The following is a 24,012-nucleotide window of genomic DNA, read 5'->3' as shown; positions in this document are numbered from 1 at the left end:
TTTTTTAGAATTAAAATCCGAGGTTTATACCAAATGAATAGGTGCGCTGTACTGGGTATCCGTAGCTGTTTGTGCCGTTGTCGCTGCCTTGTACCTGCTCTGGATCAAAGTAGTCTTTCACCGGTGAAACAGTGAAAATGTTCGTTCCGCTAGCAAAGATTTTACAAGAGGAAATCCAGTTGTTGTCCGCCAAAAAAGTCTTTTTAAGGTCGTATCCAAGTTGAATATTTTTCAGTCTAAAATATTTGGCATTTTTAAGAAAGTAATCTGAAGGATTGCTGACGATATCATTATTTCCTCCGTTAACGTCTACCGAAGTAACCGGTCTTGGATATTCGGCATCTGTGTTTTGTGGAGTCCAATAGTCTAATTGATAAGTGTATGTTAACCTTTTTGCCTCCGCAGCTATAAATCGGTCAAAACCAATATAGCGGTTTCCGGCACCTTGAAAGAGCCCGTTCATAAACCATCCTTTGTAACTCATGTTAAAATCTATACCATAGGTAAGGTGCGGTTGAGAAGGCAGGCCAACTAATCTTTTATCTTGTTCATCTACTTTACCGTCTCCGTTAGAATCTACATACCTAATATCACCGTTTTGGGTTTCCGTGGAACTTAATAATCGCGGATTGTTCAAGATTTCCTGGTCGTTTTGATAAAGACCGTCCGTTACGAATATTTTACCGCCTTCCCAGTAGTCGGTTCTATGTGTTTCCCTAGTGTAAGGATTGTTTAGGGTTGCCTCATCTTCAGTATCCAATTGTTCCCACAACTGATCAAAATAAGAGACATTTCCTCCCAGTCCGAATCGGAATTCATTGATGCTTCCTTTGTATCGCAACGAAACTTCGTAACCAGCTCTACGCTGCTTAGACCCTGACCGGATTTGTGGTAGCGGTTTTCCCAATGGCTGAGAGTAGACATTCTGAGGGCTTACCAAAAAACCTGTGGTGAGATAGTAGAAGTATTCTAGGGTACCACTGAATTTATCGCCAAAAGTGGAAAAATCAAGTCCGTAGTTAAACGACTCCCTATTGTACCAAGTAAGTTCATCTGGGTTTACGAGATTACCTTCCGAATAACCGTTTACCAAAGAATTACCAATGGTGTACACTCCGGATTCTAAATTGTAAACAGGAATATATCCAAATCTATTTACGCCTTCTGAAACCCCGGTTTTACCGTAAGAACTTCTTAATTTTAATGAGTTGATAATGTTATCATCCTTAAGCTTTTGCATGAAGTTTTCCTCGGCAATGTTCCACGCAAAAGACATGGCTGGGAAGAAGCCCCATCTTTTTTTAGGGGCAAAATTGTCATTACCATCGTAACGCCCGCTAAGCTCAATGATGTACTTGTAATCAAAATCATATTTAAGTCGAAAAACATAACCCGCATTGGCAGCCTCGCGCTCACTACCATCATTATCTTTTCCAACTGCGGGGCCGGCAAAAAGTTGGTCTACCGCACCGGATAAATAATTTCTTCTGGACGCACCTAAATCGGCATAGTTACTCGTAGTTTGGTTATAGACAAACGTAGCATCAAGACCGTGCATGCCAAAGGTTCGTGAATAGTTGGCACTAGATTCAAAATAAAGTCTGTTGCTGTAATAGGAGTTTACACTTAATGCAGGAGGAGTTTGTGGTGTGAGCGATCCGTCCTGCATGTACAGAGGCACGTTGTATTCCCATAATTTGCCCCATCCATCACCATCTCGGTAATTGGCCATTACACCTAGTCTTAGACCGTCAACAGTAGGTACTTGCCATTTTAAATCTAATTGAGCATTAATGAATTTATCTCTTGTTTGATTGTAGCCTGCATCTTTATCAGTTAGCGCAAGTGGATTATCGCCGTTACCGCCACCAGCTAAAGTGCCGTCTAGGTTGTAGCCGCGGTAAAGTGGGTCCGTATTTTGGTTTACGGCACGCCATACACCGTACATTCCGGCAGAAGGCTCTTCGTAGTTTTCAATACTTGAGTTTAGGTTAACGCCAACTTCAAGTCCTATTTTTTCAAACTTAGTAGTAACATTACTTCTAACGTTGAAGCGGTTATAGTTGACTACATCTTCCTTTAGCAGACTTCCTTCGTCTATATAGCCCATCGAAACAAAATAGTTGGTCTTTTTATCACCTCCGGAAAGAGAAAGGTTATGGCGTTGCTCGGGCGCAAACTCTTTAAGCGTTAAGTCCGGCCAGTTATTATCAGGGTACGTGTCAAGATCGGCATGAGTTCTTATAGTCTCCAGTTGTTCGGGAGAATATGGTACAGGTATACCTTCATAGGCACTTGCGGCGTTTTGAACCTGGGCAAATTCGTAAGAATTCATCATTTCTGGCAATATGGTGGGTTGGCTCATTTGATAATTGTACGAGTAGTTGACATTTATTTTTCCGTCTTTTCCTCGTTTTGTAGTTACCAATACAATACCGTTACCAGCTCTAGATCCGTAAACCGCTGTAGCCGCTGCATCTTTTAGAAAACTGATACTTTCTATATCATTGGAGTTGATCGTGTTAAAATCCTGTTCTTCTGTAATAACCCCATCAATTACGTATAAAGGCGAGCCACCACCACGGATGGATATAGCGGGAGAACTACCAGGAGCACCGCCACTATTTTCAACTATAAGACCAGATACCTGACCCTGTAAAGCTTCGCCCACATTATTGAAAGGGGTCTGTTCTAATTTTTCAGGTGCTAAAGTGGTTATGGCGCCTACCATTTTTCGTTTGGTAGATGTACCATAACCAATAACGACTACTTCATCTAATTTTGCAGAATCCGTATCTAAGGAAATATCTATGGTTGTTCTGCCATCAATAGCTGTCTCTTGTGTGCTATAACCAATGTAGCTGAATATCAAAATATCCGAGCTAGAAGGCACATCAATTGAATAATTACCGTCAAAATCAGTAACGATACCTATAGTAGTACCTTTTACCAAAACATTGGCTCCTGGCAGTGGCATACCATCTTGGGTACTGATTACTGTACCGGTAACAGTTGTTTGTGCAAAAGTGGCACTGCAAGTTAGCAATGTCAAAACGCAAAGCGAAAACAACCAACACTGTGGAATTTTAGGCCTGTTTTTTTTCATAGTTTGAGTTGAGTTATTAAAATTTAGTTGAGAGAAAATGTAAAAAGTCAAAATGTTAATTTTTTAACATTGACATGGGACAAAGGTATTTTTCGCACTAAAAACGATGTATTCGTGCGTAAATATTATGTATTCAGAAATTAATAATGCCGATTTTGAGGATATGGTTGAGAGACGGTAAAACCCTTATTTATCGGTTACCTGGAGGAATTCTAAGTCGAATGGACTTTCGTAAGCGAGAAGTGAAGTTGTACTAGGTATAACCTCATTTTCTTTACGGAATGTGAATTGAAGGTTTTTTTGACTTAATAAAACTGGATGTTTCTTAGTCGTTTTTCTGGGAAGCATATTTCCCTGGGGTGGTATGATACATTTCTTTAAAGAGCTTGCTAAAATGTGTTCGACTTTTAAAACCCGTCATAGTGTAGACTTCGTTGACGGATAGGTCTGGTTGTTGTACCAATAGTTCCGCGGCCTTTTTTAATCGATACATTTTCAGCATTTCAAACGGAGTTTTATCCGTTAAGGCTTTTACTTTTTGATAGAAATGCGTTCGGTTGAGGTACAATTGACGTGCAAATTGGTCCATATCTAGATTTTGATTATCTAGATTTTCGGCCATGAGATGATATAGCTTTTCAAGAAACGCATTATCGTTTCTAATGTTGAGGTTGTTGTCCTTGGTAAGTGGAATCCCTATTTTAAAACGTTCCCGTAATCGTTTTTTATTTTCCAGCAGAGCTTCCGTGCGAGCTACCAACTGGCGGGCATCAAAAGGTTTTTTAATGTAGGCATCCGCACCATCTTTGATACCTTGAATCTGATTTTCAATATCATCTAACGCAGTAAGTAATATAACCGGAATGTGACTTGTTTTTATATCTGCCTTAATACGTTTGCAAAGTTCCAATCCGTTCATGACCGGCATTTGAATATCACTTATGACTAAATCTGGCCATTGGTCTTCCATGGCATCTAGGCATTCCCTTCCGTTGGTAAATGTTTTGATCTTAAAGAATTTAGAAAGCACTTTAGATACGTAGAGCCGCATATCTAGCACATCCTCCACATAAAAGATAAGATTTTCTGAGTGGTCACCGCTTGTTTTAATTTTGGAAACTTCAGTCTTTGCTATCGTAGTTTCTGCATCTGACACCTCATTTTCGGCCGTTATGATAGCATTTTCTTTGGAAGCCTGGTCGTCCGTAGATTCTTTTTTGACCACCGGTAGACGCACGGTTATAGTTGTGCCAACCCCTATTTCACTAAAAGCTTCCAGATAACCATAATGCATTTCTACCAATTTTTTGGAAAAAGCGAGCCCTATGCCCGAACCTGTAGAATGTATGCTCTCTCTTTTTCGGGATTGATAGAACCTTTCAAAAATATGAGGTAAATCATCATCATGAATGCCCCTTCCCGTATCGGTTACGGAAACAAGAAGGTCTTTGTCATCACTTACATAGGTAATTGTAATAAGATCATTGGTTCCAGTATATTTAAAGGCATTACTCAAAAGGTTATTAAACACCTTTTCTAGTTTATCACGGTCTGCAGATACCACAATATTTGAATTTTTAGAAACGACTTCTAACCTTTTGTGGCTGTTGTAGGCCAGGTAATGAAAGTCAGGGACTAGGCTTGCTATAAACTCATCAAAATAAAATCTTGAATAGTTCATTTCCATTAAATTGGCATCTACCCGCTCAAAATCGTGAATTTGGTCTATAAGCTGTGCTATTTTTTTGGATTGGCGGGCCACGATATTCAGTTTTTCCTGAGAATCTATATTGTCTTTGTAACGCTCGGACAGCAGTTTAACCGGACTGGCAATTAGGTTGAGCGGTGTTTTTAGTTCGTGGGAAATGTTTGCAAAAAACCGAAGTTTGGCCGCATTTACCTCTTTAACCTTGTCTTTTTCTATTTGCTCTAATTGAATGTTGTAGCGCAACGATTGTACTTTTATAATATTATAGAGCACAATACCCAGAATTAAAAAGAAAGCCAAGGCATAAAGAATATAGGCCAAGGGAGTTTTCCAAAATGGAGGGGAAATAACTATGTTAAGCGTTTTGGGAGCGGTCCACTCTCCAATGGAGTTTGATGCCGCTACCTCTAATGAATAGGTTCCAGGCTGTAAACCATTGTAGTTGATCATGCGTTGATCAGAGGTAGTCTGTAGCCAATTCTGGTCTACGGGTAAAAGTCTGTATTTTAGAAAGTGATTTTCTGTGGAAGCAAAATGCAGGGATAAAGCCTCTACTGTAAAAACATTCTCATCGTATCTTAATTTTAACTTTTGGCCATCATGAAGCCGTTCGGAAAGCAACACCCTTTTATTGACCGTATCTTGAGGAAAAACAGTTTTGTTGAATATTTTGAAATCTCCAAAATGTAAAGTGGGCAGTAGTTCGGAATCGGTGATTGATTCTGGTTTAAAATAGGAGAAGCCCTCAAGACCGGCCAATACCAAAGTGCCATTTTTTAAGTAAGAGGAAGCGTACCAAAAATCTTCAAAGGGGAGTCCATCCTCTTTGCCGAATTTCCTGAACTTTTTTTCTTTAGGGTAAAATTTATTCAGACCCACATTTGTAGCAATCCAAAGGTTGCCTTCATTGTCAATGTTAATGCTTTTTACAACGTTGTTGGAAAGTCCATCTTTTTCGGAAAAAGGAATAAAAATGGGCTCCTTCTCACTATTTTCTACTTTACAGATCCCGGCTCCTTCGGTTCCTATCCATAAGCATCCATCGGGAGATCTTATAACGGCGGAAACAAAATTGTTGGGCAGGCCGCCTTCTTTTTTGTCTATCCGTAAATGTTTGATTTTCGCATCTTTTAATAGAGGGTCACCTTCAATGTTTACTCTAAAGAGACCGTCTTCGGCTGTTCCTACCCAAATAAAATCGTATTCTGGGTCCGCATAAATATAGCGGGCCAGGGTAATTTTAAAATTTTCAAAATACGGATTGTCGTTAAGTGCTTCTATCCTTGTAACAGCACCTTTTTCGCTTACCGATAATTTATAAACTCCTATTCTAGTACTTAGCCAAATGTTCCCCTTTTTATCCTCCGTAATTTTATACGATTCTATTTCCGAAAATTCCGGTAGTGAACTTGTGTCGATGGGCGTTGGAGTTTCTTCACCTGTATTTAACATAAAATAGCCTTCTTGAGCTACTTTCATCCAGGTTCTCTTGTTGGTGTCTACATAAATTGAGTTGATTCTTGAGGTAAATTTTTCCTGGAGTTCAAATGGGAGGGGCTCAAATTTGCTCGCTTCGGTATTAAATAGTGCTAAGCCTCCCTGATTTTTCGTAAGGTAAACACTGTGGTCATCTAAGGCGGCAACTTGAATTAAATGTCTGTCACTTACTCCAAATTCAAAAGGGCTTTTTCCTTTAAAATCCTTAAACGGATTTTTCTTCAGGTCAAACCGGAAAATCCCTTTGTCAAAAGTACCTACCCAAAATTTATTATTGGATGTGGCTTGAAAACAACTCATGCGAAGTTGTTTGTTTTTCAGTTCGAACAGGGAATAATCCGGACCTGAGTCCTTGTACAAACTAGTAATGTCGTTAATACGGACAGCGCCCCTATTTAGGGTGCCCAGCCAGATGTTATTTTGATGGTCAAAGCCGGAGCTATTGAAATTCCGGGAGGGTAAAATATTATTTTTTACTACACTGTATTTATAAGTGTCACCAACTTTTGAATAGGATAGGACGGCGAAACCACTTCTGAGTGTGGCTAAAATAGTATGGTCATCTATCTGTAAAACAGACTGGCTGTTATCTATTTCATCCGGAACTAGTTTTGTAAACTGCTGGTCTGTTAAGTTCAAAGAAAGTAGGCCCACCGAGGTTGCATAGAGATAAGTATTATCATCTATTGCAATTGATTTTGAAAAGTCAACAGCTCCATTTTGGTAAAAAGCGGTGGGAGAATACTCTTCTTTTAAAGTGTAGTCTTCATTAAAGATTAATACGCCATATTTTTCGGTAGCGCAGAGTATTGTTTTTTTACTTTCATTTATTGCTATGTCTCTTACGACAGGCCCTTTAACTCCTTTTTTTGCCAATTGATTGGAGTAGATATTGGTGAATTTTTCCAAATTGTAATCATACAATGATATGCCTTCATCCGTCCCGATCCAGATATTGCCCTTGGTATCTTCTTTAAGAGACCTAATACGATTGCTTACAAAAAGATCATTGTTAAGTGTGTTTTTGAAAGTTTTAAATTCGTATCCGTCATAACGGTTCAAACCTTCAAAAGTTCCTACCCAAATGTATCCTCTAGAATCCTCAAGAATAGAGGTAACGCCATTATGGGCCAAACCATCAAAAATGGTATAGTTTTGCGAGAATTCAAGTTTACTTTCTTGCGCATGAAGACACAGAAAGCAAAGTATACATACTAATGTTGAGAAAAGTTTTTTGGACATAAAACCAGAAACCTAGTTAACACCTATGGAATATTGGCAATTAATTTTCAAGGTAGTAAAAATACAATAGTTGTTGGCTAACCTACCTTTTATTCTAGGTTTGTTTTTGAAAGTACGTTTAAACCAACACTAGACGTATGAATGTAAAGAGATATTATAGGTTCCGTTCAGTATTCGCCTATGAAGAACAGGTGTTTTGACATTAACGAAGCTTTTCATTGAGGACCGCAGTCATATAGTCTAAATGGTTCAACGACTTTTGAGTGAAATTATAAAGGCTAAGACAGCGATCTAAGTTTTGATTTTCGTAAGCTACCTTATAATATACATTGCCGTTAAGATAATCCGTGAAAGCCCGTATGCCATGCAAAAAGGGCATGAGAACGGCACCCCATGGTAAAATGTCAATTTCAGCTTTGGTTAAAAACGAGCCATTGACAGCCAAGCCTTCTATGAAAGCTTCAAATAGATTTTTATCAAAAATAATCTTATCATGGTCTTTTTCGTCTTCCACAGCTGTATTGACAATGGTGCGAACGGCATCACCAAAATCATAGAGAAAATAACCTTTCATAAGGGTGTCCAAATCAATAAGACAAAGTGCCTTTTTGGTCTCTTTAGAAAAGAGAATATTGTTCAATTTGGTGTCATTATGGCAAACTCTTACAGGTAAGTTTTTTAAATCTAAAGCAGTTAATTTCTCTAAAACCTCATTTGTGAATACAATCGCTTTTTCTGCAATCTTTAGTTTTTCCCGAGCTGCAGTTTTTAGAGCGGATTTATATTGATCTTGGCGTAAACTTATATCATGAAATCGAGGAATGGTATCCACGTAATCTTCTAGGTCCGCTTGCCGTAAAAGAGAATTGAATTTGGAGATGATTCTTCCGGCTTCGAAAGCAATATTGGTGTCTTCTGTAGTGTTATAGGCGGTACTTCCATTTAAATAGGTCATGACGCGCCAATGGTTGCCAGTAGAAGAAGTGTAGTGACTGCCTCCTGTTTTAGGCGGCACTAAGATTATTTTGGTGTAATCTTCATCTTCCAAATATTTAAAAGCTTGTTGAACATTGTTCATCAACCCTTTTACATTGGTAAATACAAGATGGTTTACACGTTGCAATATGTATAATGGGGTGGTGGTATCATATACCAGAAAAGTATCATTGATCAAACCGTCCGTTAACGGTTTGATCAAGTACTTTGTTTTGGGCACGGAAAAGTGCCCTAGTAATTCATTGAGTTCTTCGTTAGAATACGTACTCATTATTGTTTTGGCCAAAGCGGAGCAGGATATTTTCCTGCATCGGTCTTAGCTTGTAAGTTAGCCACAGCTTTTTCGCGGTCACTGGCGTAAGTCACACCAAACCAATCACCGCCTGATGGTACTACTTTTACTTTTATCTCACCTGCCTGTAGCATTTCTTGAACTGTCTTTGGAATATAGAGCTCACTAGTTGTGGCTAGATTATCATCAGCAAGGAACGTTCTGAACTCGCTTTCGATTTTATCGAAAATAGAAGGTTGACAAACCCAGAAGTTCATACTAACTTGCTCTTCACCTGTATATTCGTTTCCTGAATCAAGATCAAGTACTTTACCATCTTTTGGTTCAAGCTTTAAACGCTCGTCTACGGAAACTAAATCATCTCCGTCTACTTGGCAAACCCCTCTGGATACAGAACCATGTTCTGATAGGGTGTTTTTTAATGTATAGCCAACAAGGGCAAACGTATTGTCATTGTTATGCTCGCGCGCAAAATTAGCGGCGTTTGCGTAAGCGGACTGTCCGTAGAAATCATCGGCATTTAAAACGGCAAAAGGACCGTTGATCACGTTTCTCGCCGTCCAAACTGCATGTGCCGTTCCCCAAGGTTTTTTACGCTCACCGGAAAAAGAACATCCTTCTGGTAAATCCGTAATTTCTTGAGCCAAAACATCTAGTTTAATGTTGGCAGGTAATTTAGGACGCAAATGGTCTTCGGCTAAAGAAACATTTTCCTTTTTAGTAATGAGAACTATATGGTCAAAACCGTTTTTAAGGGCATCATAAATGCCAAATTCCATTAAGAATTCGCCGTTAGGGCCTAAATCGTCAAATTGTTTCAGTTTTCCGTATCGGCTACCGCTACCAGCGGCCATTAATAATAAGGTCATGTCTTTCTTTTTTTTGAGAGCCGCTAAAATAAGGTTTTAACCTGAAAACTTGTAGGTCATTTCTATTTACATAACAATTTTTTGACATGTTGTGGATTGCTAGACTTTAGTGATTTAATTAATAGCAGTTGCAAGTTTTGAAATTTGTAAACTGAAATACTGAAGCAGTAGGTCGTTTAAATATTTTATGTGAGTCGGTTTTGGGTCTCCTTAAGAATTTCAATAACCCTTTGTTTTAGGCTTAGCGGTTCAATTATTTCAGCATAATCGCCAAACATCAAATACCATCTGGGGAAACCATTGACTACATCTGCTGTCATAAAGGTCATAAGAATTTTGTCCTTTTTAATCTCTTGAGATATAAAACCATATTGTTTTCTTCCAACCGAGATATAGCGAGCTACGCTTTTATCAACGGAAATAACAATTTTAGTCTTCTCTGTATCCGGTCTTTTGAGTAAATGGTCATCTAACATGCCGTGTTCTAGCGTAAAGAGCTTCTCCGTTCTCGCTATACGTAACATTCTATCTGTTCGGAATTGCCTATAATCTTTACGGACCAGGCAGTAAGCCAATACATACCAAAAGTTGTTTTCATGAAAAAGGCCTACGGGTTCAACGAAACGGTCAGAGGGTTTCTCGGAATTAAGGGAATGATACTTTAGAAAAACCTGTTTCTTATCTGCTATACTTTCAAAAAGGATTTCTAGGGCGTTGGGTATGTTTTCGTCAAAAGGAGTTTGTGATGGGTCAATTAGTACCTGAGCCTCTAAAGTGGAAATCCAATCTTTTTCTTTCCCTCTTAACACCGACTTTACCTTGTACATAGCGGATTTGTGATGGGAACCTAAAGAAGTATCGGTGAATTTTTGCATTAATTTCTCAGCCGCTACGAAACTGCCAGCTTCTTCTTTGGTGAACATTACGGGCGGTAGACGGTATCCTTCCATTATGGAATACCCAACACCAGCTTCGCTAGAAATGGGTACACCGGATGCCTCTAACGAACGAATATCTCTGTAGATGGTACGTAGGCTAACATCAAAACGGTCGGCCAATTCTTGGGCTTTTACAATACGTTTAGATTGTAGTTGAATTAATATAGCTACAATGCGGTCAAATCTGTTTATTGTGTTCAGGCCCATAAGGTTGCGATATATATTCCAAAGATAAAACTTCAGATGATGGACTGAATCATATCGGAACTTCATTTTTTTAAGGTTATCGTGCAAATTGTACACTTTCTACAAAGTAAGGTGTGCAGTGTGACAACCGTTTGTCAGCAGGTTTGCGGAAAAATGTAGGTCAAGCTCTTAATGAAGAGTCTCTAACCACTAAGGTTGTTTTTATTTCCACCGTTTTGGTGATAACATCATTAGATGGGTTTTCTATTTCATCAATGAGATATTTTACTGAGGTACGCCCAATTTTATTACCAGGTTGGTCTACAGTGGTTAATTCCGGCTGAATAATTTTAGAGTTAGACGAGTTGCTAAAACCGACCACAGCAATTTCTTCGGGTATTTTAACCTTAAACTTATTAAGGGCTTTTATAGCTCCAATAGCAGCATTGTCCGTAATGGCGAAAATTGCGTCTGGGCGCTTTTTCATGCTTAAAAGAATGTTGGTCAGACGTCTGCCATGAATGAGGGAAATATCTTCCGTGCTCAGGATTATTTTTTCTCTGATAGGAAGCCCGTGATGTTCCAAAGCTCTCAGGTAACCGGCGTATCGCTTTTCAGAATTGTACGAGTTTTCCGTTTCTTTAATAATGGCTATACGTTTCTTTCCTATTTCTATAAGGTGCTCAACAGCATTAAAAGCGGCTTGCTCCTCATCAATTACAATCTGGGTACAAGGTATTTTTTGTGATACTTTATCAAATAGGACAATAGGTACGCGGTTCAAAGTTTTTAGCAGGTCATCTACTTTTACGGTTTTTCTGGTTAGTGACATTAAAATACCATCAACACCAAATTGGGTCATGGTATTTAGCATTTCGGTCTGTTTGGTCTCACTATTGTTAGATTCGGATATAATTATTCGGTATCCCTGTATTTCGGCTTCTTCCAATATTCCCTTGAGTACGGTAGAAGTAAAGTAGTGCGAAATATTGGGAACGACTACTCCTATGATATTTGTCTTTTGAGATCTAAAACTTCTGGCAAATAAATTTGGGGAGTAGTTCATCTGACGTGCCAAATTTTTTACGTTTTGCTTTGTTTTTGCATTAATATCCGGGTGATCGTTTAGCGCTCTGGAAACTGTTGAAACAGAGAGGTGTAATTCTTTGGCTAATTCCTTTAGGGTGGTATTGTGTCTCTTGCTCATAATCTCAAAAAGGGTGTTGATTCTCAGGCTTATGTAAATAATTTTAGGATAAATTTACGAATTGCAAACGATTGCGGTAACGTTTGCATAGCAAATTTGCAATAATTTTGTCGAAATAATATGATATTCCAATAGTTTTGGTCCTGTATTATCAAATTAATAAAACTCAATATCACTCAACTTTAAAACTACAATTATGAAAAAAGCATTTTTTGCGGTTGTCGGTCTTCTTCTTAGTACTGGTGTCTTTGCCCAGACGGAAATTTCCGGAACCATTACGGACAGCGCGGGAGAACCAATTCCTGGGGCAAATATTATTATAGTAGGTAGCACTTCGGGTACTACCTCTGATTTTGACGGTAATTATACATTCTCAACGGACCTAGAAGGCAGTCAAGTACTGAGAACTTCATATTTAGGTTTTACCACTTTGGATAAGTCGGTTGATTTAAACGGAACAGCATTAACGGTAGATTTTGTGCTTCAAGAAGGCGGTCAGCAGCTAGATGAGGTTGTTTTAACGGCGTCTAGTACATTCAGATCTCAAAAGCAGGCGCCTTTATCTATCAGCTCGGTAAAAATGAAAGAGATAACCAAACTATCAGCTAACAGTCAGGCAGATATTTTAAGAAGTGTGCCAGGTATTACCGCTGAAGGTGGTGGTGGTGAAACGGCTACCAACGTATTTGTTAGGGGTCTTCCTTCTGGTGGTCAATATGTGTTTAACCCGTTACAATACGATGGGATGCCATTAATGAGTACGTTTGGCCTTAACTCTTCTGCTCATGATGTGTACGCAAGACCGGATATTGGCTTTAAAGGAGTGGAATTTGTTCGTGGTGGTTCTGCCATCTTATACGGTGCAGGTTCTGTAGCGGGTATCATTAACTATACAAGTAAAACGGGAGACACCAATCCTGGTAATGTAATAAACCTTGAAGTTGCCAATATGGGACGTTTAAAAACCGATTTCTATACAGGTGGCCAATTGGGTGGAGAAGACTCAAATACCTACTATGCTTTTACAGGTTTTGTAAGATATGACCGTGGTCCTATAGATACAGGTTTGCCTACAAAAGGGGTGCAGTTTAGGGCTAATATCAAGAAGAAATTTGATAAAGGTACATTTACCGTACATGGTCAGTTTATAAATGATAAGGCCCAGTTCTACCTTCCTATTCCTTTATCAGGAGGAAGTAGGGAGCGTTTGGCGGGAAATGATGGAGAACCGGTAGAGCAGTTATTGACAGGGGAATTGGCAAATACTTCTTTCCTTACGCCGGATGGTACGTACAATAGCCCTATTGCAGATGGTGTTTCTACTACTGGGGGATATTTAATGGCCGATTTTGACTATAGGTTTGAAGATGATTTAAGATTTAAATCAAAGGTAAGGTATGCCAATTACAAGCATAATTTTGCGTTATATGTTGGAGGAAGCGGAGATAATGCCAATCCAATAACTCTTGATAATTATGTAGAGAGCATTGCTCCTGGAAATCAGGGGTACTCCGCGCAGTATCAAAGTGGAAACCCTAATTCTCAAATAAACGGTTCTGATTTGGTAATCGATAACCTTCATGTAGATCGTTTACGTCCAATGACGGATTACTCGGGAGAAGCTTCTTTGACTAAAAGTATTGAGACAATGAATGGTGGAAGCCACAACATAACGGTTGGTACTTTCATTGCACGTACAGAAGCTGAAGATGTAAACTACCAGTACCGCGTGCTATCCGAATTTAATAATGCGCCTAGATTGGTAAACTTAAATTATACGGATGCAGGTGGAGAGAATGTAGTGTATTCAGAAGGAGGTTTATATGACCGTATCGGTCAAACTTCAAATAACTTCTTGTCTCAAAACAGATTGGCATTTTATCTTACGGATGAGATGATTTTTGATAGATGGCGTTTTGATGTTGGCTTTAGATATGAGCACACAGATGGTGAGAACAGTAGAGGTGGAATAACAAGTGCAACAGTTTATGACAATCCTGAATTGACTACTGCGTTGAGTGATGTTCAAACTGCTGATGGTAGCTTTATCAGATCTTCGGTAGAGGCTTCCGGTTGGGCAGTTTCTTTAGCAGGCCTTTATGAGTTGAGTGATGCAACCAACTTGTATGCTAACTTTTCCAAAGGATACTTCTTTCCGCAAATTAGAGGTTTTGCACCTGTAGCTGGTATTTCTGAACTAGCGTATGATCCTGAAAACATTATTCAATTTGAAGCGGGTGCTAAATTCGGTACTTCTAAATTCTCTGGTTCTGTTGCTGCTTATTATGTGGCTCTAAAAGATAGAATTAAAATACAACAAGCTATTGTTGGTGGTCAATTGATAGATGAGACCCGTTCAGAACAAGATACTAGAACAATTGGTTTGGAGGCTACTGGTGATTATAGAGTTGCTGATAATTTTAATCTTAGAGGAACGGTAACCTACCAAGGTCATGAGATTACAAAAAACACAGATTTTGATTTGGTAAATGGTACTTCTACCGAAACCAATGTAGGTAATGAATTGGCTAGACAGCCTAACTTCTTAGGGTCATTGGGCGCATATTACGATAACAGTAGATTTGATGCAAACTTTGGTGTAAACTACACGGGAAGCAAGTATTCTTCTGATGTAAATGATATAGAATTGGATGCTATTCCAATCGGTAGATTGGGTGCAGGTTACACTTTTGGGAAGCCAGAAGAAAACCAGTCGGTTCGTTTAGGGTTCTCCATCTTCAACCTTTTTGATAGTGATGGTGTTACTGAAGGTAACCCAAGAGCAGGTGCTGCCGGTCAGAGCGAATCTGAATTCTTTGTAGGTCGTCCTATTCTTCCAAGAAGATTTTTCTTGACGGCTACCTTCAACTTCTAAAAAGCATTTGAGTTTAGTTTTTAATTCAGAGACACATTGGCGGTGGCTTGCTGCCAGTGTGTTTTTATATTACGCATGTTATGAGCAAAAGTTTAATAAAAAGGGCACAAGACGTTTTAGACGTTAATTTTCAAGAAGGAGGTTTTACCATTCCTAGTAAAGGACTTTATCCTTTTCAATGGAAATGGGATAGCGGTTTCATTGCGGTAGGTCTTACCCATTACAATGTAGATCACGCAAAAAAAGAAATAGAGACCTTGTTGAATTCACAATGGGGCAATGGTTTTATACCACATATTGTGTTTCACACAGATGACGATTCTTATTTTCCAGGCCACGATTTCCATAGGTCGGATGTGCATCCGCTTTCATCTAAAAAATATAAATCTACAGGAATGACCCAACCTCCGGTTACGGGGTTTATTCTTCAAGATATGCTCAATATTGTTGATGATAAAGAAGATATGTTGGACTTTATTAAAAGTCAGATAGATAAGGTGTATGACAATCATGTGTATTTCTACGAGAATCGTGATCCGCAGAATGAAGGTCTTATGTACATTTATCACAACTGGGAGTCGGGTACGGATAATTCTCCGGTGTGGGATGATATTTGGGATACTATGAATCCGCCAGAATATACTTTTGAGCGAAAAGATACTACACATGTAGACGCCTCTCAGCGACCTTCTAAAAGGGAGTATGACCACTACCTGTACATCATTGACATAGCAAAGCAAAACAATTATGATGATGTCAAAATTGCTGAATTATCCCCTTTTTTGGTACAAGACCCTTTGTTTAATGCCATGCTCATCAAGTCCAATCAAGCATTAATGGAGCTATATGAATTGATTGGTGGCCATGAAGATAAAATAGCCTACCTCCGTAAAAATCAAGAAAAGAGCATCGCTTCGTTTAATGAGAAGTTGTTCGATACGGAATTGGGCGCTTACGTGCATTATGATTTAAGAAATGAAAAACCAATTCGCCATATTTCATCTTCATCTTTCTCTCCGTTGTTTGCTGCTATTCCTAGCAAAGAAAGAGCCGAAGTTTTGGTCAATACCATGATGGAGCGTTTTGGAGGTGATGATAAATATTTATGTGCATCTTTTGACCCCACTGATGACCGCTTTAATCCTAGAAAATACTGGAGAGGTCCCGTCTGGATCAATATGAATTGGATGCTGTACCGCGGATTGAAAGATTACGGGTATAAAGAGATTGCAGAGCGAGTTAAGCAAGATTCAATTGACCTTGTGGAGCGTGATGGCTTTTTTGAGTATTTCGATTGCAGAAAAGATACCGGAGAAGAAACCCGAAAAGGATACGGTGGGGACAATTTCTCATGGACCGCTGCGCTCTTAATAGACCTGTTTAAAAGTTAGATTTTTTTTGTGAGGATAGGGAAACCTAAGTGTTCGTATAACCATTCTCTTGGTGGTTAACGTTAATTAGTTGCTAGTTGTTGAGCCTTCCTTGTTCTCATTAGACTCAAAATGGTGGTAAATTGTTATTTGTTGTTCCAATTTCCGCCATGGAGAGTCTATATATCAATTATTTGTAAGATATTTCTGCTGTATCTTAGTGTTAAGATTAACAAATAGCGTAAAATCATATTCTGTTCACGGAACGGAAATGAAAGTTAAGAACCAAACCAAAAGAAAATATACTCATGAATTATTTAGACTATATCATAATCGTTCTTTACTTAGTAGCTTTTTTGGGCCTTGGGTTTTTGTTCAAGGAGAATAGTTCAGGGGGAGATTATTTTCTAGGGGGAAGAAAAACTTCTTGGTTGCCTTTAAGTCTTTCGGCTATGGCGACACAACTTTCCGCAATTAGTTTTATTTCGGCCCCGGCATTTGTGGGCCTCAAAGATGGTGGAGGTATGCAGTGGTTAACTTATGAGCTGGGGGTGCCACTGGCCATGGCATTTTTGCTCGTAGCTGTATTGCCCACCTTATACAAGTCTGGTATTGTAAGTGTCTATGAGTATTTGGAGACTAGATTTGATGCATCTTCTAGGTTATTAATAAGTTTTGTTTTCCAAATCAGCCGGTCTGTGGCTACGGGTGTTATGGTGTATACCATGGCACTTATACTACAAGCTACAATACAGTTGGATTTTTGGATATCGGTTTTGATAATTGGGGTTATTACCATGGTCTATTCCTTTCAAGGGGGTATGAAAGCGGTTATTTGGGGAGACGTTATTCAAATGAGTATTTTATTCTTGGGTATTATCATCTGTCTGGTCTATGGTTTTGGTGAGCTTGGCGGTGTAGAAAACTTCCTAGCGAATGTTGATCAGAATCGTATTACCGCCATCGATTTTGATAAATGGGGGTTTAGTAATGCCGATGGAAATGACGAATTCGGTTTCTGGCCTATGGTCATCGGTGGTTTCTTTTTATACGCATCATATTACGGTACGGACCAGACGCAATCACAGCGTTTATTGTCATCGAGCAGTATGTCCAACTTGAAAAAGTTGATGATGGCAAATGGCCTTTTACGTTTTCCTTTTACACTTACCTATTGTATTATGGGCTTGGTTTTGGGTACGTTGTTAATGCAGGATTTAGGTTTTCAGGAACAAATGGAAAGCGTCTACCAAGCTAATATTTCTTCTTTAGAAGGTAAAAAAGCCGACCTTTTAGTTCCGGTTTTTATAATAAAATATCTACCTAACGGAATCATAGGCATTCTCATAGTAGCTATTATGTCTGCCGCTATGTCTACTTTAAGTTCTACTGTAAACTCGTTATCGGCGGTGACTATGGAAGATTTTGTTAAACGGTTTAAGCCCAATATGGGAGATAAGCAATACATGTCCTACTCAAGGTTATTATCTATTTTTTGGGGACTCGTATGTTTGTTCTTTGCTTTTTTCGCAGGTAATATAGAAGGTACCGTTATTGAGGTGATCAATAAGATCAGTTCCGTTTTTTATGGGCCTATTTTAGCGGCATTTATTTTAGCAATTCTAACAAAGAGAACGCATGCCCTTGGTGCTAACATAGGTATCGTTGCGGGAGTATTGTTCAATATTTACCTTTGGTTGTACGTACCGGAAATATTCTGGTTCTGGTGGAATGCCCTAGGTTGTTTGGTAACTATTTTAGTTGCTTTGGCTGTGAGTTATACAGTAAAGAGAACCATAAATGAGGGACTTGAAGTGGTTTACTATGCCGGTAGAAAAGAAGTATTCATTTTAGTGACGTATTTTATAATCATTCTTTGTGGTTGCTTGTTGCTACCCACTGTATTTAACTAAAAATTCGCAGTATGAAAATTGTAATCGCTCCCGATAAATATAAAGGTTCGCTCACAGGTTTTGAGTTCTGTTCTGCCGTAGAAGAGGGTTTGAGACATGTGTTCCAAGAAGCTGAAATTGTGCTAATGCCTTTGGCGGATGGTGGTGACGGAACAATAGATGTGGTCAAACATTATATACAGGGCGAAAAAATAACCATTACCGTTAACGACCCTCTGTTCAGACCCATCAGCGCCTCGTACCTTTATGCACCGGAGAGTCATATTGCGTATATTGAAATGGCCGAAGCATCCGGACTCAAGCTATTGGAAGATGCGGATAGAAATTGTATGAACACCACTACTTTTGGTACGGGCGAGCTCATTGCAGATGCCTTGGAAAGAGGAGCTAAAGAGGTTATTTTGGGTATAGGCGGAAGTGCTACAAATGACGGCGGTATGGGTATGGCCAATGCCCTGGGATATAAATTCAAAGCTGATTTTAGTATAGATCTAGAACCTATAGGAAGCAATTTAGATAAAGTTAAAAGTATAGATACAACTAATGTACATCCAGCATTGGCGGATGCAAAGTTTAAAATTGCCTGTGATGTCTCCAATAAGTTTTATGGCAAGAACGGGGCTGCAAAAATTTATGCAGCACAGAAAGGGGCTTCCGAGGAAGAGATAGAAATTTTGGATAAAGGATTGAAGAGTTTCGCTACGGTTATCTCTGAAACCTATAATATAAAAGTTCAAAAAATAGAAGGTTCCGGTGCCGCTGGTGGCATTGGTGGTGGGGCCGTTGTTTTTTTACGCGGAGAACTGACTAGCGGTATTGAACTGGTAAAAGGGTTGGCACAGTTTGACGAGGCCATATCAGATGCCGATTGGATTATTACGGGGGAAGGCCAGTTGGACGAACAAACTCTTTCGGGAAAAACTATAAATGGTGTGGTTACTTCTGCAAAAAAGAAAAATGTTCCGGTTGCTGCCTTGTGTGGTTCGGTTTCCATTTCCATAGATCAACAAGATAAATTTGGTTTAACATACGTGAACTCCATTGTAAGAGGGGTTTCCACATTGCCTGAGGCTATGGTTTCCAGTTTTGAGAATTTAAAAAATGCGAGTTATAACTTTGCTCGGTTGCTTAAATAAAAGCCTGTTGAGGCAGTCCAAATTAGCCTTTACTATATAAAATTAGGTTACCCTATTTACTACTGACAAACTGCTGTCACTTGTCGCTTTTACATTTGTTGTTGTAATAACAATACAAATCTAAAAACTAAGATTATGAACACAGCAAATCCATCCAAAGAGAAAGTAGAACAAATTATTCTGCCGGAAGAACTATTGACGCATTGGCAAGGTCACAGAGCTCTTACAAGAAAGACCATTGAGAATTTTCCTGAGAAAGAATTTTTTGAATATTCAATTGGTGGTATGCGTACTTATGCTGAAATAGTTCAGGAACTCTTAAGTATCGCTGGCCCGGGTACCAAAGAAATTGTTACAGGTGTGACTTCCGCACAAAATGAAAACATCGCTCATGGTAACAGTAAACAAAAAGTCTTGGAACTGTGGGACGAAGCAACTAGGGAAATCAATGAAAACTGGTCAAAAATAGATGTTGGTCGGTTTCATGATGAGATAAAAAGTTTCGGCCTGTACGAAGGCACTGTTCAATCTGCCATTCTTTATTTTATCGATAATGAAATTCATCACAGAGGTCAGGGGTATGTCTATTTGCGTTCATTAGGAATTGAACCACCAATGTTTTGGGATAGAGGGGATATTTAATTTCTACAAGATGACAGTATTGGTATTTAAAACATCGGTCTTAAAAAGTAAGCAGGTAAGAAGGCTGAAGCCACTATTAAATGGATTGGTAGAGCCCGAAGGGCGATGGAATTTTGACTTGGAGGATTGTGATAACATCCTCCGGGTCGAAACTCACCAACACCCTATTGATGTTGCTTCTGTATTGAAAAATCAAGGTTTTGTATGTGAAGAATTGTGAGGTTGTACACGCATTTTTTCATACCTGATATATATCATGTTTTTTGTGGGTGAACAGCACTAAGTTTGTATCAAACAAGATACAATTTATGTGCAGTTTAGTTCAGAAATACAATGTAGCCGGGCCACGATATACAAGTTACCCCACGGTTCCCTATTGGAACATGGATACTTTTTCAAGTAAAAAGTGGCAGTCTAGCTTAATTCAAAGTTTTGAAGAAAGTAATGCCAAAGAAGGTATTAGCCTTTATATACACCTTCCTTTTTGCGAGAGTATGTGTACGTTCTGTGGCTGTCATAAGCGCATTACCCAAAGGCATGAAGTAGAGGAACCGTACATACGTTCCGTACTAAAAGAATGGAAACTGTATTGCGATTTATTTTCAGGAAGACCTATTGTTAAGGAACTACACTTAGGTGGTGGGACACCTACTTTTTTTACTCCACAGCATCTAAAAAACCTAATTAAAGGTATTTTCAGTATTGCAAAAAGAGCTGAAAATTATGAGTTCAGCTTTGAAGGTCACCCTAATAATACTACTAAAGAACACCTTCAGGCATTGTATGATGTTGGTTTTAGACGTGTTAGTTTTGGCGTGCAAGATTATAACTCTAAAGTGCAACGGGCCATTCATCGTATTCAACCCTTTGCTAACGTAAAAAACGTTACGGAATGGGCTAGGCAAATTGGTTATACATCAATAGGTCATGATATTATCTTCGGATTGCCTTTTCAAAAAGAAGAACATGTTCGCGAAACCATTTTACGGACTAAGGAGTTGCGTCCGGATCGGTTGGCATTTTATAGTTATGCACACGTGCCGTGGTTAAAAGGAAACGGACAAAGAGGTTATAAAGACACTGATTTGCCGTCTGCGGATGAAAAACGACAACAATACGAGACCGGTAAAGCGTTATTGGGGGAAGTAGGTTATCATGAAATAGGCATGGACCATTTTGCTCTTACTTCCGACTCGCTTTATAAATCGATGGAATCAGGAGATTTGCACCGCAATTTTATGGGGTACACGGCATCCAGAACTCAAGCAATGATAGGTTTGGGCGCGTCAAGTATTAGCGATAGTTGGTATGGTTTTGCCCAAAATGTAAAAAACATTGAAGAGTATCAGCATCTTGTGGAAAATAATATTATACCGGTTTATAGAGGTCATATTCTAACGGATGAAGACCGTGTAATAAGAAGACACATCTTAAATTTAATGTGCAATTTTAAAACTACATGGGGTTTGTTCAGTCAACGTTTTGAAAAGATAGATGAGGTTGTTGATAGGCTACGTGTAATGGAGGAGGATAATTTGGTCAACATTGGTACTTCTGGCATTGAAGTCACTGCAAAAGGTCGCCCGTTTATTAGGAATATTTGTATGGCGTTCGATGTGCTGTTACATCAAAAAGAGCCCAAAAGAAGATTGTTCTCTATGACTGTTTAATACTGCCCTAATCGTTAAAAATAGATATATCATGAAAAAAATAATAGTACCCTTAGATTTTTCTCAACAGTCTGAATATGCCTTAAAAGTGGCAGTCTCACTTGCTAAGAAACATGGTGCGGAAATATTGGCGCTCCACATGTTGGAATTAAATCAGGCTATGATTACCTCTACGGAAGGTTTTCATCCAGAGCAAACTGTTTTTTTGATTAAACTGGCAGAGAAACGTTTTAACGAGTTTTTGAACAAACCCTATTTAGAAGGGTTGAAAGTAACCCCTATCATTAAACATTACAAGGTGTTTAGTGAAGTGAACGAAATAGCTTTAGAGCATAATGCCGAACTTATTGTTATGGGGTCTCACGGAACTGATGGCCTTGAAGAAATTTTTATCGGTTCCAATGCCGAGAAAGTAGTCCGAAATGCTGAAATTCCTGTAATTGTAATTAAAAATGAAATAGAAAATTTCAAAATTGAACGTTTTGTATTTGCATCTGATTTTAGGGAAGAAAGCGCACAGGCTTTTGAAAAAGCAAAAGCATTTTCAGATATGCTAGAAGCGGAATTGGATTTGGTCTATATCAATACTCCAGGTGATGATTTCTTAAGTTCGGGAGATATATACCAGCGTATAAATACTTTTATAGGAAAAGTAAATCAGGCCTTACAAGTTGAAATATATAATGACTATAGTGTGGAACGTGGGGTTCTAAATTATAGTGAAGCCAATAGTGCCGATGCCATTGGTATATCTACCCATGGCCGTAAAGGTTTGGCCCATTTCTTTATGGGTAGTATTGGCGAAGATGTTGTTAACCACTCTAAAATACCAGTGGTTACCTTTAAGATATAGATGCACTTAAACTACGCAACTATAGGGCGGTACGTTATATGCGTACCGCCCTTTCTTTTGTTATTTATCCTATTCTCATTTCGGTGGGATTCCAGTTTATTGGTTTGTTTTTATAATAACTTTCATTGGCCAGTAACGCTGCACCAGCAGCTCTAAGGCCAAAGGTGGGGTCTTGTATGATCTTTCCGTTTTGGCGTATCGCCGTAAAAAAGTTGTAGAAATGATCATGATGCCCTCCTTTATAGTCTTTTGGAGCCTGCCATTTTGTTGTTCCCGTTTCTACCGCAGATGCACGAGTTTCCAGGTTTTGTTTGTCATACCCATTTCTAATCTCTTTTTGCATGGCTTCGGGAAAGGAGATCATAGAATAGCCACCAGGTACTAGACTAAGTTTTGACCTTTTTAGGGAAACGGAATTTTGTCCTATTTCCATCTCTCCTTCAGTACCAATTAGCTTAAAACCACTTCCGCCACCGCTTCCGGCAATAAAGTTAATTCTAAACGCGGCATTGAACGCTGAATGGGTTTCGGTTTTAGGGTAGTCGTAAAGGGTAATACTAACATCGGGTACATCCCTCCCGTCTTTCCAATAACGAAGTCCACCTGTGGCCATAGCCCGGTTTGGACCATGTGAATCTATTACATGGTTTAGTGTTGAGAAAGCATGAACAAAGAGATCTCCGGCTACACCAGTGCCGTAATCCTTGTAATTTCGCCATCTAAAAAAACGTTTATCCTCATAAGGAACTTTTGGTGCGTTACCTAAAAAGGTATCAAAATCAACCGTTTTTTTACCGGCATCGGGAGGAATAGGGTATTGCCAAGCACCTTCTGCCGAGTAACGGTCGTTGTAGAAATCCAGCATAACGATGTCTCCAATAGCACCATCGCTATACAATTGTTTTGCCTTTTCATTACCTAGGGAAGACATTCCTTGGCTACCTATTTGACATATTTTTCCTGAAGCTTTTTGGGCTAAAATTATATCTTGGCCCTCTTGCCATTGTTGTACCATGGGTTTTTCGCAATATACATGCTTGCCTGCCTTAAGGGCATCAATAACTATTTGTTTGTGCCAGTGGTCTGGGGTGGCAATGATAACGGCATCTATATCTTTTCTGTTTAAGATTTCCCTATAATCGCGTGTGGTGAATAGGTCTTCGCCCCAAAGTTCTTTGGCACGTTCCAATCTTCCCGTATAAAGGTCACATGCCGCAACAAGCTGTATGCCGTCTACGGTAAGAGCGGCCTGTGTGTCAAAAATACCTTGAATACCTGTGCCTATGAGGGCAAGGTTTATTCGGTCGTTTGAAGTGAATACGTGGTTCTCGTATTCCCGCTGCATGAGGATATTTTCATTTTTAGAAGCTGATAAAATAAAGGGAGCCGAGGAAATAGCCGCGGAACTTAGAGCCGCTTTTCTAATAAAGCTTCTACGGGAACTGTTTTGTTTCATAAACTATTGAGATTTTGCAATTAGATGGTTTGGAAAGGGGAATTTAGACAATTGCG

Annotated in this window: 15 protein-coding genes; 8 read left to right on the top strand and 7 right to left on the bottom strand. The window is 39.1% G+C overall.

The genetic code is table 11. From position 1 onward, the window contains the following. Positions 1-10 precede the first annotated feature (10 nt). From P0077_RS05625 to P0077_RS05600, 6 genes are all read right to left on the bottom strand, one after another. Positions 11-3,106, bottom strand: a complete 3,096-nt coding sequence (locus P0077_RS05625; RefSeq protein WP_276168156.1) for a SusC/RagA family TonB-linked outer membrane protein — start codon at positions 3,104-3,106, stop codon at positions 11-13. A gap of 325 nt (positions 3,107-3,431) precedes the next feature. Continuing rightward, a complete protein-coding gene (locus P0077_RS05620) occupies positions 3,432-7,553 on the bottom strand; it encodes a hybrid sensor histidine kinase/response regulator transcription factor (RefSeq protein ID WP_276168155.1) in 4,122 nt (1,373 codons plus the stop codon). A gap of 202 nt (positions 7,554-7,755) precedes the next feature. Further along, positions 7,756-8,820, bottom strand: a complete 1,065-nt coding sequence (locus P0077_RS05615) for a phosphotransferase enzyme family protein (protein ID WP_276168154.1) — start codon at positions 8,818-8,820, stop codon at positions 7,756-7,758. After that, the gene (locus P0077_RS05610; protein ID WP_276168153.1) at positions 8,820-9,710 is read right to left on the bottom strand and encodes a nucleotidyltransferase family protein; all 891 of its coding nucleotides are present in this window, start codon (positions 9,708-9,710) and stop codon (positions 8,820-8,822) included. The genes P0077_RS05615 and P0077_RS05610 overlap by 1 nt, the downstream gene beginning before the upstream one ends. A gap of 185 nt (positions 9,711-9,895) precedes the next feature. Further along, entirely contained in the window at positions 9,896-10,855 is a 960-nt protein-coding gene (locus P0077_RS05605) for a helix-turn-helix transcriptional regulator (protein ID WP_276169171.1), read from the bottom strand. 160 nt (positions 10,856-11,015) lie between these two features. Then, positions 11,016-12,041 (bottom strand): LacI family DNA-binding transcriptional regulator, encoded by a 1,026-nt coding sequence (locus tag P0077_RS05600; RefSeq protein WP_276168152.1) that lies wholly within the window; start codon positions 12,039-12,041, stop codon positions 11,016-11,018. 196 nt (positions 12,042-12,237) lie between these two features. Here P0077_RS05600 and P0077_RS05595 point away from each other — a divergent pair, with 196 nt between their 5' ends. From P0077_RS05595 to P0077_RS05560, 8 genes are all read left to right on the top strand, one after another. Continuing rightward, positions 12,238-14,916, top strand: coding sequence for a TonB-dependent receptor (locus P0077_RS05595; RefSeq protein WP_276168151.1), 2,679 nt, complete (start codon positions 12,238-12,240; stop codon positions 14,914-14,916). A gap of 80 nt (positions 14,917-14,996) precedes the next feature. Beyond that, positions 14,997-16,307: an amylo-alpha-1,6-glucosidase gene (locus tag P0077_RS05590; protein WP_276168150.1), complete on the top strand. Its 1,311-nt coding sequence runs from the start codon at positions 14,997-14,999 to the stop codon at positions 16,305-16,307. A gap of 287 nt (positions 16,308-16,594) precedes the next feature. Continuing rightward, positions 16,595-18,199, top strand: a complete 1,605-nt coding sequence (locus P0077_RS05585; protein ID WP_276168149.1) for a sodium:solute symporter family protein — start codon at positions 16,595-16,597, stop codon at positions 18,197-18,199. An 11-nt stretch (positions 18,200-18,210) separates the two neighbouring features. Further along, a complete protein-coding gene (locus P0077_RS05580; protein WP_276168148.1) occupies positions 18,211-19,335 on the top strand; it encodes a glycerate kinase in 1,125 nt (374 codons plus the stop codon). 135 nt (positions 19,336-19,470) lie between these two features. Continuing rightward, entirely contained in the window at positions 19,471-19,977 is a 507-nt protein-coding gene (locus P0077_RS05575) for a DinB family protein (protein ID WP_276168147.1), read from the top strand. Positions 19,978-19,987: 10 nt separating this feature from the next. Continuing rightward, the gene (locus tag P0077_RS05570) at positions 19,988-20,197 is read left to right on the top strand and encodes a hypothetical protein (RefSeq protein WP_276168146.1); all 210 of its coding nucleotides are present in this window, start codon (positions 19,988-19,990) and stop codon (positions 20,195-20,197) included. Between the two features lie 88 nt (positions 20,198-20,285). Then, positions 20,286-21,647: an oxygen-independent coproporphyrinogen III oxidase gene (gene hemN, locus P0077_RS05565; RefSeq protein WP_276168145.1), complete on the top strand. Its 1,362-nt coding sequence runs from the start codon at positions 20,286-20,288 to the stop codon at positions 21,645-21,647. Between the two features lie 31 nt (positions 21,648-21,678). After that, entirely contained in the window at positions 21,679-22,500 is an 822-nt protein-coding gene (locus P0077_RS05560; protein ID WP_276168144.1) for a universal stress protein, read from the top strand. 64 nt (positions 22,501-22,564) lie between these two features. Here the strand turns inward: P0077_RS05560 and P0077_RS05555 are convergent, their stop codons facing one another. Next, on the bottom strand, positions 22,565-23,956 hold the full coding sequence (locus tag P0077_RS05555) for a Gfo/Idh/MocA family protein (RefSeq protein ID WP_276168143.1): 1,392 nt from the start codon (positions 23,954-23,956) through the stop codon (positions 22,565-22,567). Positions 23,957-24,012 lie beyond the last annotated feature (56 nt).

This window comes from Zobellia alginiliquefaciens (genome assembly GCF_029323795.1).
GTDB lineage: Bacteria > Bacteroidota > Bacteroidia > Flavobacteriales > Flavobacteriaceae > Zobellia > Zobellia alginiliquefaciens.
This window is presented reverse-complemented; position numbering and strand designations above follow the sequence as displayed.